Source organism: Dietzia sp. B44, assembly GCF_014145245.1.
Classification (GTDB): Bacteria; Actinomycetota; Actinomycetes; order Mycobacteriales; family Mycobacteriaceae; genus Dietzia; species Dietzia natronolimnaea.
On sequence record NZ_JAALEF010000002.1, the window covers coordinates 1 to 13,479 of the forward strand.

The window sequence follows — 13,479 nt, forward strand, 5'->3', positions numbered from 1 at the left end:
CACTCGCGCGCGCCCTGCTGGCGCGCAAACCCGTGCTGCTGGCCGACGAGCCGCTCGGCGCGCTCGACGCGATCACCCGCGCCGACGTCCAACAGTGGCTGCGCGAGACCCTCACCGGGACCCCGGCCACGCTCGTCATGGTCACCCACGACGTCGATGAGGCGCTGCTCCTCGCCGAACGTGTGGTCCTGCTGGCACGGTACGAGGCCGACGCCCCGGCGCGTGTGGTCTCCACCTGGCCGGGATGGTTCGGCGACGACCGCCCCCGCGAGGTCCTCCTCGGCGACGAGGCGTTCGCCGCAGCCCGCCGGGAAGTACTCCAGGCACTGGCCCGGGAATCGCATCTGACCGAAGGCGGAACCGCCCGATGACCGTGCGATTCCTCCGGTCCGCTGCTCCCGCCTGCGTCACGGTCCTGCTGGTGCTCGCCGCCTGGATCACGGTCACCGCGCTCGAGCTCGTGCCGGACTACGTGATCCCCGCGCCCCTCGCCGTGCTCGACTCGCTCGTGAGCACCTGGCCCGACCGGCTCGGTTCCGCCACGCTGCTCACCGCCACCGAGACTCTCATCGGGGTGGTCCTCGGGGTGGTCGTCGCGCTGGTCGTGGTGATCATCAGCGCCTTCGTACCCACCGTCGGGCAGGCCATGACCCCCCTGCTGGTCGCCTCCCAGGCCATCCCGGTCATCGTGATCGGCCCGCTGCTGACGATCTCCCTGGGCTACGGGATGGCACCGAAGGTCATCGTTGTCGCCCTGCTGTGCTTCTTCCCCGTCGCGCTCAACCTTCTCTCCGGTGTCCGCACGGTCGACACCAGGTTGATCGACACGCTGCGGAGCCTGCACGCCACCAGGTGGTCGCTCTTCTGGCGGGTGCGTCTGCCCTACGCCGCCCCACGCGGTTTCGCGGGACTGCGCGTCTCGGTCACCTTCGCCCCGGTCGCCGCGGTCTTCGCCGAGTACACGGGCTCGACCAACGGCCTGGGCTACCTCATGCTCCAGGCCATCCCCCGGCTCCAGACCGATTTCGTCTTTGCCCAGGTGGTCGTGCTGACGATCATGTCCAGCGTCCTGCTGGCCAGCGTGACCATCCTCGAACGCCTCATCTGCCCTTGGAACACTCCCACCGGGGAAAGGAACCCATCATGACTCACTCACGACCCACTAAGACCCCACGCCAGGCCCGCACGCGGCCCGGGTTGCGCATGCTCGCGATCGCGGCCGCTGCCGCGGTGGCTCTGACCGGCTGTCAGGCGGCCCCGGACGACGCCGAGCCGGACGCGACCGCCGCCGCACCGGTCAGCGTCCTGCTCGACTGGAGCCCCAATCCCGACCATGTGGCCCTGTACACCGCGCAGCAGACCGGCGCCTACGACGACGCCGGCGTCGACGTGACGTTCATGACGCCCGCCAACACGGCCGACGCCGCGCGGGAGGTGTCCCTGGGACGTGCGGACCTGGCCATCTCGTATGAGCCCGACACCCTCATCGCCGCGGAGCAGGGCCTCGACGTGGTCTCGGTCGCCGCCCTGATACCCACGTCACTGACCTCGCTGATCGCCAGGACGGAGTCCGGGATCACCACCGCAGCCGACCTGGAGGGCAAGACCGTGGGGCTGTCGGGTCTGGCCTCTCAGCAGCCGACCCTCGACTTCATCGCCCGGGAGGCCGGGATCGACCCGGGATCGATATCCGCCCCCAACGTGCAGCAAAGCCTCAACCAGGCGCTCCTGACCGACCAGGTGGACGCGATCTTCGGGGCCTTCCGCAACATCGAGGGGGTCGAGCTGACCGCTCAGGGCGACTTCGTGGTGATGCCGGCCACGGAACTCGGGGTCCCGGACTATGCGGAGCTGGTGATCATCGCCAACCCGAGCCGCCTCGCCGACGACGCCGATTACGCCGAGCGCGTGCGGGCCTTCCTCGCCGGCACCGCGGCCGGTCAGGCCACGGCTCTGGACGACCGCCGGGCCGCCATCGACTCCCTCACCCCCGAGACCGAGGGTTCCTACGACCCGGACGTGCTCGAGCTGATGATCGACGCCACCCTCGAGCTGCTGCCCGAGGACGGTTTCGGCCAGCAGTCCGCCGAGGACTGGGCGGCATACGCGAGGTGGATGTACCAGAACGGACTGCTGGAGAGCGAGATCGACGGCGCCACCGCCACGACCAACGACTACCTGCCCGGAGCCGACGGCTAGAACCCCGCCCCGCGGGAGGTTGGGCGGGAGATTCCGCGGCAGATCTCGCGGAAGGCCCCGCCAGAGGTCCCGCCAGCTTCCGCGGGAGGCCCAGCCAGTCATCGACAAGAGCGTTTCGCACACATCGGTCGAGTACAAGTGTGCGAAACGCTCTTATCGATGGCCCCGGCGGAGGAACCGGGCCGCCTCAGCTCGGGGAAGCCTCCCGCAGCCGCGCGAGCAGCGGCTCGGCCGCCTCCTCGAGGAACCGGTCCAGGGTCTCATCGCCGATCTGGATCAGCGCGACGTCGGTGTACCCGGCCTCCCAGTAGGGCCGCACCTTCTCGACGATCGCGTCCAGGTCGGGCCCGCACGCCAGCTGCTCGGCCACGTCCTCGGGCCGGACGAACTTGGTGGCGGCGGCGAACCCGGCGGTGGTGGGCAGGTCGGCGTTGGCGGCCCAGCCTCCGGCGAACCAGCGGAACTGGTCGTGTGCGCGCTCGACGGCCGCCTTCTCCGAGTCGGGGTCCCAGCTGATGGGGATCTGGGCGATCGCGCGGGCGCCGTCACCGATCCGCTTCTGCCCCTCGAGCGCGTTCCAGCCCTCGATGTGGGCGGGTTCCGGCTCGGTGGCGATGAGATGGTCGGCATGCGGCCCGAGCCGGGCCACGGCCTTCTCCCCGCCGGCGGCCACGCCGATCGGCACCCGCTTCTCGGGCAGGTCCCACAGGCGGGCCGAGTCCACGCGGAAGTGCTCGCCGGAATAGGTCACCAGGCCACCGTCGAACAGCTCGCCGATGATCTCCAGCGCCTCCACCGTCATCTCGTGGCGCTCGTCGATCGAGGGCCACCGCTGCCCCACCACGTGCTCGTTGAGGTTCTCCCCCGCACCGATGCCCAGCATGAACCGGCCATCGGACATGATCTGCACGGTCGCGGCCTTCTGTGCCACCACCGCGGGGTGGTAGCGCAGGATCGGGCAGGTCACGTACGTGCACAGGTCCACCCGCTCGGTCACGTGCGCCACGGCGCCCAGGACGCTCCACACATACGGCGCGTGCCCCTGCGAGGACAGCCACGGGAAGTAGTGGTCCGAGGCCACCTCGAAGTCGAATCCCGCCTGCTCGGCCTTGGCCGCGTAGCGCACGAGTTCCTTGGGGCCGGACTGTTCGGTCATGAGGGTGTATCCGAAACGTGTCATGGATCCGAGGGTGCGCCGGGCACGGCCCTGTCGCCACCGGTTGCCTCCCGCACGGGGGCCGGGCACGGTCGGACGCATGACCACCTCACCGCGCGCCCTGCTGCTCGACGTCGACGGCACCCTGGTCGACTCCACCTACGTCCACGTGTGGACCTGGCACCGGGCCCTGGCCGAGGCGGGCGCGCCGGTGCCCTTCGTTGAGGTGCACCACCGGATCGGCAAGGACGGATCCACGTTGGTGGGCGAGCTGTTGGACATCGCGGGGGTCGACGACGACGAGGACCGCGATCGCGTGGCGGGCCGGGCCAAAGATCTGCATTCGGAGTACTACGCCGAGGCCGGGGACTCGCTCCGCCTCCTGCCGGGTGCCCGCGAGCTCGTGCGCGGCGCCAAGGAGCAGGGGTGGGTCACCGTGCTCGCCACCTCGGCCCCGCCGTCGGAGTTCGCCGAGGCGCGCGAACTGCTCGACGTGGACGACGCGGTGGATGCCGTGACGACCGGCGAGGACGTCGACACCGCCAAGCCCGACCCCACCATCGTGGCGATCGCCCTCGAGCGCTCCGGCGTCGACGCCGCGGACGCGGTCATGGTGGGCGACGCGACCTGGGACGCCGTCGCCGCCACCAAGCTCGGCATCCGCTCGGTGGCCGTGCGCACGGGCGGGATCGGTGACGCCGAGCTCCGAGAGGCGGGCTTTTCGGACATCGTCGACGACGCCGCCGGAGTGCTGGACCTGCTGTCCTCCGGCAGGCTCTGACTTGCCGGGGCGGGAAGGGCGGAAAGGGCGCGAACGCGGGACGACGAGGAGCGGGTCACCGCGCGGCGCGACCCGGGGTCAGGCGGAGCCCGCCCACGTGATCGACGCCTCGGAGCGGGTCGGGGTTTTGACGGGCAGCAGCAGGAGCAGGCCCACGAGCAGGACCAGGGCGATCCCGGCGATTCCCGCGCGGTCGGTGCCGAACCCCCACGTGAACAGGCCGAACAGCGCCGGGGCGAGGAACGAGACCGCACGCCCGGTGGTGGCGTAGAGCCCGAACATCTGGCCGTCGCTGCCCGGCGGCGCCAGGCGGGCCAGGAACGAGCGCGACGCCGACTGGGCCGGGCCCACGAACAGGCACATGAGCAGGCCGAAGAGCCAGAACATGGCGGTGCCGTCGACGAACAGCAGGACGGTCATCGTGCCGAGCATCGCCGCGAGAGAGCCGATGATCACCGCCTTGGGCCCCACGAGGTCGTCCACGACTCCCGCGACCGCCGCCCCCAGGGCCGCCACCACGTTGGCCGCCACCCCGAAGATCAGCACATCCCCCGGCGCGAGCCCGTACACGGTGACCGCCAGGATCGCCCCGAAGGTGAACACCCCCGCCAGCCCGTCGCGGAAGATCGCGCTGGCCACGAGGAACTTCACGGTCCGCGGGTCCCGGCGCGACAGGGCCTTGAGATCCCGCCAGAGGATGCGGTACGACTCGACGAAGCCCACCTCGTCGTCGTCGTCGCCCTTCTTCCCTCGGGGCCGGTTCTCCGGCACCGACCGCAGCACCGGCAGCGCGAACACCGCGAACCACACCGCCGCGACCAGGCACACCAGCCGCACGTTGAGGCCGCCCTCAGTGGAGATGCCCAGCAGTCCCCGCTCGTCGCCGTCCCCGGAGATGAAGCCCAGGAACGCGGCGAGCAGCAGGAAGATCCCGCCGAAGTAGCCCATCGCCCACCCGAACCCGGAGACCCGCCCCACGGTGGCCGGGGTGGAGACCTGCCGCAGCATGGCGAAGTAGGACACCTCGGCGAACTCGAACGTGATGGACCCCAGCGCGAGCAGCAGAAGTCCGACGAAGAACCACGGGTAGGGCGCGTCGGAGTCGACGAGGAACATCAGCGCGGTCAGCGCCACCGTGAGGTAGGTCCAGATGGCCAGCGACCGCCGGCGACGGCCGCCCCGGTCCGCGCGCTGGCCCATCACCGGCGCGGTCAGCGCGATCACCAGCCCGGCCAGCGCGATCGAGATCGACAGCCAGGTGGCGGCCGAGAACGGTCCGTCGAGGTCCGCCCCCACCGAGTCGGTGAGGTAGACGGAGAAGACGAAGGTGACGATCACCGCGTTGAACGCCGCCGACCCCCAGTCCCACATCGCCCACGAGAAGACCTGGCCGCGGGTGGCGGGGCGGAGATCGGGTGACAACGACGACGACGAGGCGGCGGTCTCTGGAGGGGGCGGTGTCCCGGTGCTGCTCACGCCCTAGAACCTAGTGCCCAGCGGTTCGCCTGAGGCCTCGAAAGGGCCGGTGGCGGGCCCATTTCCGCTGGTATGGTCGGTGCACATTCGGTGAATGCGAGATAGCTGTGGCGTGGTCGGCGTGGTTGGCCCTGACCGGCGCGTTGCCCGCTGTCGCGGTTCCCGCCGCACTGCGAGCGCTCGTCGTGACCGACTCCCCCGTTCACCACCCTCGCCGGTACGCTCACCCTCGGCCCTGACCACCTGACCCGAGGACGCATGATGCCGCTTCCCCTGCCCACCGCGACGAATCGTGCTGTCGTCACCGGCGCCTCCTCCGGGATCGGCATGGCGCTGGCCGCCGAGTTGGCCCGCCGCGGCCACTCCCTGATCGTGGTGGCGCGGCGCGGCGAGGTGCTGCAGGAACTCAAGGAGCGGTTGGAGAGCCAGTTCCGGGTGACGGTCGAGGTGCGGGCCTGCGACCTGTCCGATCCGGCCGAGCGGGCACCGCTGCTGGAGGAGCTGGCGGGCCGCGAGATCTCGATCCTGTGCAACAACGCCGGCATCGCCTCATTCGGGCCGGTCGCCGCGCTCGACCCCCACTACGAGAAGAGCCAGGTGCAGGTCAACGCCGTGGCCTGCCACGACCTCGTGCTGGCGGTCCTGCCCGGGATGGTCGAGCGCGGTTCGGGCGCGATCCTCAACGTGGGTTCGGCGGCAGGCAACATGCCCATCCCCAACAACGCCACCTATGCGGCCACCAAGGCGTTCCTCAACACCTTCTCCGAGTCGCTGCGCGGGGAGCTCAGGGGCTCCGGGGTCAACGTCACGCTGCTCGCGCCCGGACCGGTGCGCACCGAGGAGATCGCCGAGGAGGACAAGACCTTCGTCGACCGCCTGGTCCCCGACCGCTTCTGGGTGGACACCACGTACACCGCCCGGATCTCGCTGGACGCGCTCGCCCGGAACAAGATGCGCGTGGTCCCGGGACCCCTGGGCCAGGCCATGTCCGTGGCGGGCAACTACACCCCGCGCGGGGTCATGGCCCCGATCGTGGGACGGTTCTACGCCAAACTCGGCGAGGGACAGGCGGAGGGCTGATCCTCCGGGTCCGGTCGGGCGGTCGCTCGGCGATATAGTCGAGCGATGCCAGAGTCGAACCCCGGTCCCACCCCTGTCGCGTCGTCGAGCCCGACGCCCCACAAGGAGTCCAAGAACGACCGGATCGTGTGGATCGACTGCGAGATGACCGGCCTCGACACCGCGAACGACGCACTGGTGGAGATCGCGGCCCTGGTCACCGACTCCGAACTCAACGTCCTGGGCGACGGCGTGGACATCGTCATCCACGCCTCGGACGCCAAGCTGGCCGCGATGCTCCCGGTGGTGCGGGACATGCACTCCTCGTCGGGCCTGACCGAGGAGATCCGCGCCTCCGCCGTGACGGTGGCGGAGGCCGAGAAAGAGGTCCTCGACTACATCCGCGCCTGGGTCCCGGTCAGCGGGACCGCTCCCCTGGCCGGCAACTCGATCGGCACCGACCGCGGGTTCCTCGCCCGGGACATGCCCGAGCTCAACTCCTACCTGCACTACCGGATGATCGACGTGAGCTCGATCAAGGAGCTGTGCCGCCGCTGGTATCCGCGCATCTACTTCGGCCAGCCCGAGAAGGGCATGTCCCACCGCGCCCTGGCGGACATCAAGGAGTCGATCCGCGAGCTGAAGTACTACCGCGCCACGGCGTTCGTCCCGCAACCGGGTCCGACCACCGACGAGGTGCGCGCCGCGGCCGGCGCCCTGCCCCCCGTAGACTGAGCATCCGACCTCCCGTGCGCGGGCCCGGTAGGCGTCGACACCTGCCGATTTCCTGACCGGGACCCAGACCGGGTAGCATCGTCAACGCTGTTCGCGAGAACGGCGATGGTGGCTGTAGTTCAGTTGGTAGAGCACCAGGTTGTGATCCTGGCTGTCGCGGGTTCGAGTCCCGTCAGCCACCCCGGATGAACGAGGTCCGAACTGTCGACCAAGGGACCACCCTTGGACGGGGTTCGGGCCTCGTTCTCATTTGTCCCCTCCCATCTCGTCACCGAAACCGGCAGGAACCTCCCCGCTGGTGATTACGCTCGGATTCACGCCCACACCGATGCCGAGGAGTCCCGATGAGCGAGCCCGACTTCACCGGCCTGCGGGCGATGTTCGTCAACTGCACTCTCACGCGCAGCCCCGGGCTCAGCCACACCCAGGGACTCATCGACGCGAGCGCCTCGATCATGCGCAAGCACGGGGTCGAGGTGGAGACCCTCCGCGCGGTCGACCACCCGATCGCGACGGGCGTCTACCCGGACATGCGCGAGCACGGGTGGGACGTAGACGCCTGGCCGGAGATCTACCCGCGGATTCTTGAGGCCGACATCCTCGTCCTGTCCGGGCCCATCTGGTTGGGCGACAACTCCAGTGTGATGAAGCAGGTGATTGAGCGGCTCTATGCACTGTCCGGGATGCTGAACGACAAAGGTCAGCACCTTTACTACGGCCGGGTCGGCGGATGCCTGATCACAGGCAACGAGGACGGACTCAAGCACTGCGCGATGAACATCCTCTACAGCCTGCAACACCTCGGCTACACGATCCCGCCCAACGCCGATGCGGGCTGGATCGGCGAGGTCGGCCCTGGGCCGTCATACCTGGACCCCGGCAGCGGTGGGCCGGAGAACGACTTCACCAACCGCAACACGACCTTCCCGACCTGGAACCTGATGCACCTGGCCCGGCTGCTCAAGGCGGCCGGCGGCATCCCCGGCGAGGGCAACCAGCGCTCCGCCTGGGACTCCGGGGCCCGCTTCGGCTGGGAGAACCCCGAGTACCGATCCTGACCGCCCGATCCTGACCGAGCACCGATCCTGACCGAGGAGGGTTCCATGACCGGCGAGCACTCGGGGGAGCGAATCGCGAGCCAGGACCACCCGGTGAGTCCGGACGGGCCCCGGAGACCTGTCCTGATCGTCTTTGACGTCAACGAGACGCTCTCGGACATGTCGCCGATGGCCCGGCGTTTCGAGGACGTCGGCGTGCCGGCGCACCTGGCGTCGAGTTGGTTCGCGGGGCTTCTTTGGGACGGCTTCGCCCTCACGGTCGTGTCGGCGAGCGACTCGTTCGCCCACCTCGCCGCGGAGTCCCTGCGGGTCCGCCTCCATGGCCTGCCGCTCGATCGCGATCCAGACGATGCCGTCCAGCACATCATGGGCGGCTTCTCCGTCCTCCCCGTGCACTCCGACGTGCCGGACGGAGTGCACGCACTGACGGACCTCGGGATCCGGTTGGTGACTCTGAGCAACGGCTCGGCGGCGATAGCCGAAGGCCTCCTCGACCGCGCGTCGATACGCGAGCACTTCGAGGCACTCCTCTCGGTGGAGGACGCCGGCGCCTGGAAGCCGGCCGGCAGGGCATACGCACACGCTCTCGCCCGGTGCCATGTCGACCCCAGGGACGCGATGCTCGTCGCCGTTCATCCCTGGGACATCGACGGCGCCGCTCGGGCGGGACTCGGCACCGCCTGGATCACCAGGGACGGCGCGCCCTACCCGGGATACTTCAGGTCGCCGGACGTCACGGCGGCGTCCCTGGCGGAACTGGCGGACCAGCTGCGTCGCTGAAACCTCCCACTGACAGCGGCGGTGACGGGTCCGATCAGTTCAGCGACGCCATACGCTTGTAGTGCGCCCGCCGCAGGGGCATCGGAAGTTCGTCCACGGTGAGATCGGAGGTTTCGAGCCACCGGATCAGGCCGTTCACATCCGGTGTGGTCCGCACGGGTCCGACGGTCACCACGCCGCCCCGGGGCTCGCGGGTGATGCGATCGCACCGTTGTACCAGGACGACAGGTCCGTCCGCCTCCGGCTCACCCGCGGAACCGCACCTGCCGCCGAGCAGGCAGCTGGAGCGTGCCAGCACACCGTGAGCCGATCGACCCACTGCCCGGCTCAGGGCCGAGACCAGCGCGGACTCCCGCTCTCCTCCACAGGTGCCGCAGTACATCACCGTGAAGGCGTTCTTTTCTCCCTCACCGCGGTCCGGGGAATGCGCGTTCTCCGGAGTCTGGAAATTCGACATCGTCTACTCCTCTCGGCCGCGCCTGCAGTCAACCGGGCGCGGGGGAACTTCCTGGGTGTTGGCCTCGGCCATGCTCACGGGGATTTACGGCGGTTCGGGCCGGTCCCACATCCGTCGATACCGTCCGTCGGAGCTCACGAGTTCGGCATGCGTGCCGCGCTCGACCACCCGTCCCTGCTGTAGGACCACGATCTCGTCGGCGCCGATGATCGTGCTCAAGCGATGGGCGATGAGCAGGACAGATCGCCCGCGGGCCAGCTCGGCGATCACCTCCGAGACCTCGCTCTCCGTGCGGGTGTCCAGGGCCGAGGTGGGCTCGTCCAGCACCACGATCGGCGCATCCACGAGCAGTGCTCGGGCGATGGCCAGGCGCTGGCGCTGCCCCCCGGACAGTCCGGCACCGTCCTCCCCCAGACGCGTGTCGTAGCCGTGGGGCAGATCGATGATCGCGGTGTGGAGCTGCGCGCGCCGGGCCGCATCGATGACGTCGGCACGGTTCGCGTCAGGGCGACCGAGCGCGATGTTCTCAGCCACCGTTCCCGGAACCAGATGTGTCTGCTGGAACACCTGGGTCACCGTGGCCGCGAGGGTGTGTGGGGCGATCTCGCGGACGTCCACTCCGCCGATCTTCACCGAGCCGGCGGTGGGGTCGTCGAAGCGGGAGAGCAATCCCCCGAGCGAGGACTTTCCGCTGCCGGAGTGACCCACCACCGCGACCATGCCCTTCTCGGGGAGCGCCACATCGATCCCCTGCAGCGCCGGGGTGCCGTCGGGGTAGTCGTACCCCACCCCGTCGAACCGCACCTCGACGCCGCGGGGCGTCTTTGCCTCCGACGGTTCGGAGAGCTGCGGGATCTCGGCGACCGACCGCAGCCGTTCCAGGGCGGCACGGGTGACGTGCCACTGCTCCCCCACCGATAGGGTCGCCAAGAGCGGCCGGTACACCGCGATCGACACGAGGAGGAAGCCGATCGCAACCTCCGTCCCGCGCCCGGCCACCACCGCCATGAGGACCGGGACACCGGCCATGAGGACGGCCGAGGCCAGCATCAGCGGGGGTATCAACTTGCCGAGCATTCGCACGGAGGAATCCCGCAGCTCGAGTGCGGTCGCACGGAGGACCTCGGCGATCCGCCCCGGCGCCGCCAGCACTCGCCACACTGTGATCCCGGTGAGCACGTCGACAAACCGTGCCGAGGACTCGGCCTGCAGCGCGGTCCGTTCCCGGGCCGCAGCGGTGGTGCGTATGCCCGCCCACACGGTGGCCGGGATCGCCGCGACGACGGCGCCGCCGAGTACGAGCGCGACGACCGGGTCGTAGACGGCTGCCGCGGCGATGACGAACACCGGCAGTCCGAGGGCCTGACCCAGCTTGGGCAGTCCCTCGGACAGAAAGTCCTCGATCTGCTGCATGTCGCCGGTGAGCAGCGCCTGGATCTCCCCGCGGCGACGGCCGGAGGCCATCGGCACGGGCACGCGGAGCAGGTGCTCGAGCACCCACACCCGGGCATGAGCGGACACCTGGTAGGAGGCCAACCACGAGTCCCGGGCTGCCAGATAGGAGGCGAGCAACTGACCGAGGAGCGTCACCACGGCCACCGCGGTCACCTGGACGGCCCGGCTCTCATCCACCTGCCCGCCGCGCGCCAAGTGCACGACGAGGGTGATCAGCACCCCGTAGAGCAGCCCGCCGAGCAGGGACTGGACGATCCGCCAGCCCACCCCGCGCAGGACGCGGACCCGTTCAGCACCGGCGATCCGCCACATTGTGCCCACGCCGCTCATCGGATCCCCGCCTTCGCCCGCGACTCGGCGTCGTTCAACTCGGCGTAGAGCCCGCCGTGGTCGAGCAGCTCGTCGTGTGTGCCCTGCTCGGCGACCGCGCCTCGGTCTAGCACCACGATGTGGTCCGCCCGGCGGGCCAACGCGATCCGGTGGGTCGCCATCACCAGCGTCCTTCTCCGGCACCACCGGGAGATCGACTCCCACAACTCGTCCTCGGTGAGCGGGTCGACCGAGGCGGTCGGCTCGTCCATCAGTACGACCCAGGCGTCGACGACGAGGGCCCGCGCGAGCGCGAGGCGTTGCCGCTGCCCCCCGGACAGGCCTGCTCCCGCCTCCCCCAGACGCCGATCGAGGGCCGACTCCCCCAACTCGTCGCGAAGTCCGACGGCCTCCAGCGCGTCGAGCAAGAGACCGTCGGGGACGTCGAGCGCTCCCGTTCGGAGGTTCTCCGCGACCGAGCCGGCGAACAGCAGGGGGTTCTGGGCGGCCAGGCTCACCCAGCGCCGGCCGGGCGCGCTGACGAGCTCCACGGTGGGCACCCCACCGAGCGTCACCTCTCCGACCGGTGGTGTCCTGAGCCCGGCGAGTACCTCCAGGAGGGTCGTCTTGCCCGACCCGGACTCCCCCACCAGGGCGACGGTCGCGCCCTCCGGGACCCGGAACGAGACCTGTCGAAGGGTGTTCGCCCGCCCCCGGTGTCCGAAGTCGAGGCCGTCGACCACCACAGCCCGATCCCTCGGCTCGCGGCCGGTCACGGCCGGCAGGTCCACCGGGGCCAGGTCGAGCTGGTCCTCGACCGCCCGAGCACTCGCCGCCGCCAGGGGAAGAGAGTGCATCCGGTAGAAGAGCGTGACGAGCGGAACCGTGTAGGCCGGGGCCAGGACGATGAACAGCAGGAACGTCTCCACCTCCAGTCGACCCGCCGCGAGGAGCCAGGTCCCGAGTACCGCGACGACCGCCGGTGTGGCGGTGACCAGGGGTGAGAACCAGGCTCCCCACCGGAGGAACGCCGCGCCCCACGCGGACTGGAGGCTCGCGGTGTGTCGGATCGCGGACACCGCCGTGGAACCGGGCGTCCGGGCGCCGAAGACCCTGATCTCCGCGAGCGCGGTGAGCTGGTCCATCATCGCCCGGCCCATCGCCGCGTTGGCCACGACGAACTCTCCCATCCGGTGGGAGTTGGACCGCATCGCCCGGCGCATGGTCCAGAAGGCCAGCGGGGCCACCGCAGCGCACGCCAGCGCTAACCGCCAGTCCTCACCCAGAAGCCACACCGTCATGGTCAGCCACACCGTCACACTGGCCGCGAACTCCGGAACTCCGTGCGCGAGGATCCCCTCGAGCCGCTCGACCTCTTCCCCCGCGGCTGAGCGGGCGGAGGCCGTGTGCCCGTCCGACAGGTCGGACAGATCCGCACCGGACCACGCTTCTCCGAGGGCGCTGCGGATCCGAGCGATCACGTCGAAGGCGGCTCGGTGCGCCAGCGCGGTCGCGGCGCCGAAGGTGATATAGGTGACGACGACTCCCGCGGCCGCAAGAGCGACCGCCTGTGGAGCCGCCAGCCCCCCGTCTCCCACCACCAGGTGCACGAACAGTCGGTAGACGGCGTAGGGCACCGCGAGCTCCGCCACGGCCGAGAGCACGGCGAGCGCCACCGCGGCCACGAGCAGGCGACGGGACCCGCCAAGATGGGGGCGCACCAGTCGCGGAACGGCCCGATAGTCGAATCCCGAGGCACTCACTGCGGCTCCACTGCCCCATGGGCGGTCTGTGCCCGGTTGCCGGCCTGGTCGCGCTGACCGGCCTGAGACCGGCGACCGGTCGGGGTCAGCGGCTGCGCGGTGAGGATCAAGCGGTCCGGCGACTGCCGGCTCATGTGAACCCCCGCGCTACCCGCCGGGGTCCACTCCGCGGCCTGCAGTGCCGACGGACCGAAGGGGCACATCAGCCCGTCCGGCACGTCGACCACGCCGTCCGCGCTCAGGACCGCGCG

The 13,479-nt window shown here is 70.3% G+C and carries 13 protein-coding genes, 1 tRNA gene and 1 pseudogene; 9 read left to right on the plus strand and 6 right to left on the minus strand.

Annotated features, from left to right (window positions below; translation table 11 throughout):
- The 3 genes and pseudogenes from G6017_RS00090 to G6017_RS00100 all read left to right on the plus strand — a co-directional run.
- A pseudogene (locus G6017_RS00090) lies at positions 1–371 on the plus strand (ABC transporter ATP-binding protein); the annotation flags it as partial.
- Positions 368–1,147, plus strand: a complete 780-nt coding sequence (locus tag G6017_RS00095) for an ABC transporter permease (protein ID WP_179524878.1) — start codon at positions 368–370, stop codon at positions 1,145–1,147. The pseudogene G6017_RS00090 and the gene G6017_RS00095, both read left to right, overlap by 4 nt.
- Positions 1,144–2,199 carry an ABC transporter substrate-binding protein gene (locus G6017_RS00100; RefSeq protein ID WP_182615295.1) on the plus strand — a complete coding sequence of 352 codons (1,056 nt, stop codon included), beginning with the start codon at positions 1,144–1,146 and terminating at the stop codon, positions 2,197–2,199. The genes G6017_RS00095 and G6017_RS00100 overlap by 4 nt, the downstream gene beginning before the upstream one ends.
- Before the next feature lie 187 nt (positions 2,200–2,386).
- Here the strand turns inward: G6017_RS00100 and G6017_RS00105 are convergent, their stop codons facing one another.
- Positions 2,387–3,379, minus strand: coding sequence for a TIGR03557 family F420-dependent LLM class oxidoreductase (locus G6017_RS00105; protein ID WP_182615297.1), 993 nt, complete (start codon positions 3,377–3,379; stop codon positions 2,387–2,389).
- Between the two features lie 76 nt (positions 3,380–3,455).
- Here G6017_RS00105 and G6017_RS00110 point away from each other — a divergent pair, with 76 nt between their 5' ends.
- Positions 3,456–4,136, plus strand: a complete 681-nt coding sequence (locus tag G6017_RS00110) for an HAD family hydrolase (RefSeq protein ID WP_179524875.1) — start codon at positions 3,456–3,458, stop codon at positions 4,134–4,136.
- A gap of 78 nt (positions 4,137–4,214) precedes the next feature.
- Here the strand turns inward: G6017_RS00110 and G6017_RS00115 are convergent, their stop codons facing one another.
- Positions 4,215–5,558 carry an MFS transporter gene (locus G6017_RS00115; RefSeq protein ID WP_481787717.1) on the minus strand — a complete coding sequence of 448 codons (1,344 nt, stop codon included), beginning with the start codon at positions 5,556–5,558 and terminating at the stop codon, positions 4,215–4,217.
- 315 nt (positions 5,559–5,873) lie between these two features.
- Between G6017_RS00115 and cmrA the strand changes: the two genes are divergently transcribed.
- The 5 genes from cmrA (at position 5,874) to G6017_RS00140 (ending at position 9,244) form a co-directional block, all read left to right on the plus strand.
- Positions 5,874–6,692: a mycolate reductase gene (gene cmrA / locus G6017_RS00120; protein WP_182615308.1), complete on the plus strand. Its 819-nt coding sequence runs from the start codon at positions 5,874–5,876 to the stop codon at positions 6,690–6,692.
- A gap of 45 nt (positions 6,693–6,737) precedes the next feature.
- Positions 6,738–7,406, plus strand: a complete 669-nt coding sequence (gene orn / locus G6017_RS00125; RefSeq protein WP_182615299.1) for an oligoribonuclease — start codon at positions 6,738–6,740, stop codon at positions 7,404–7,406.
- A 108-nt stretch (positions 7,407–7,514) separates the two neighbouring features.
- Positions 7,515–7,587: transfer RNA gene (locus G6017_RS00130), tRNA-His, on the plus strand.
- A 163-nt stretch (positions 7,588–7,750) separates the two neighbouring features.
- Positions 7,751–8,464, plus strand: a complete 714-nt coding sequence (locus tag G6017_RS00135) for a flavodoxin family protein (protein ID WP_182615301.1) — start codon at positions 7,751–7,753, stop codon at positions 8,462–8,464.
- 45 nt (positions 8,465–8,509) lie between these two features.
- Positions 8,510–9,244 carry a haloacid dehalogenase type II gene (locus G6017_RS00140; RefSeq protein WP_182615303.1) on the plus strand — a complete coding sequence of 245 codons (735 nt, stop codon included), beginning with the start codon at positions 8,510–8,512 and terminating at the stop codon, positions 9,242–9,244.
- A gap of 34 nt (positions 9,245–9,278) precedes the next feature.
- On the opposite strand, the gene G6017_RS16435 is transcribed toward G6017_RS00140, so the two are convergent.
- The 4 genes from G6017_RS16435 to G6017_RS16440 form a co-directional block, all read right to left on the minus strand.
- Positions 9,279–9,701 (minus strand): hypothetical protein, encoded by a 423-nt coding sequence (locus tag G6017_RS16435; protein ID WP_206682408.1) that lies wholly within the window; start codon positions 9,699–9,701, stop codon positions 9,279–9,281.
- A gap of 84 nt (positions 9,702–9,785) precedes the next feature.
- A complete protein-coding gene (locus tag G6017_RS00150; RefSeq protein WP_182615305.1) occupies positions 9,786–11,486 on the minus strand; it encodes an ABC transporter ATP-binding protein in 1,701 nt (566 codons plus the stop codon).
- Entirely contained in the window at positions 11,483–13,228 is a 1,746-nt protein-coding gene (locus G6017_RS00155) for an ATP-binding cassette domain-containing protein (protein ID WP_182609766.1), read from the minus strand. The genes G6017_RS00150 and G6017_RS00155 overlap by 4 nt, the downstream gene beginning before the upstream one ends.
- Positions 13,225–13,479: hypothetical protein (locus G6017_RS16440; RefSeq protein WP_206682409.1), on the minus strand; the 255-nt coding region annotated here is incomplete at its 5' end. The genes G6017_RS00155 and G6017_RS16440, both read right to left, overlap by 4 nt.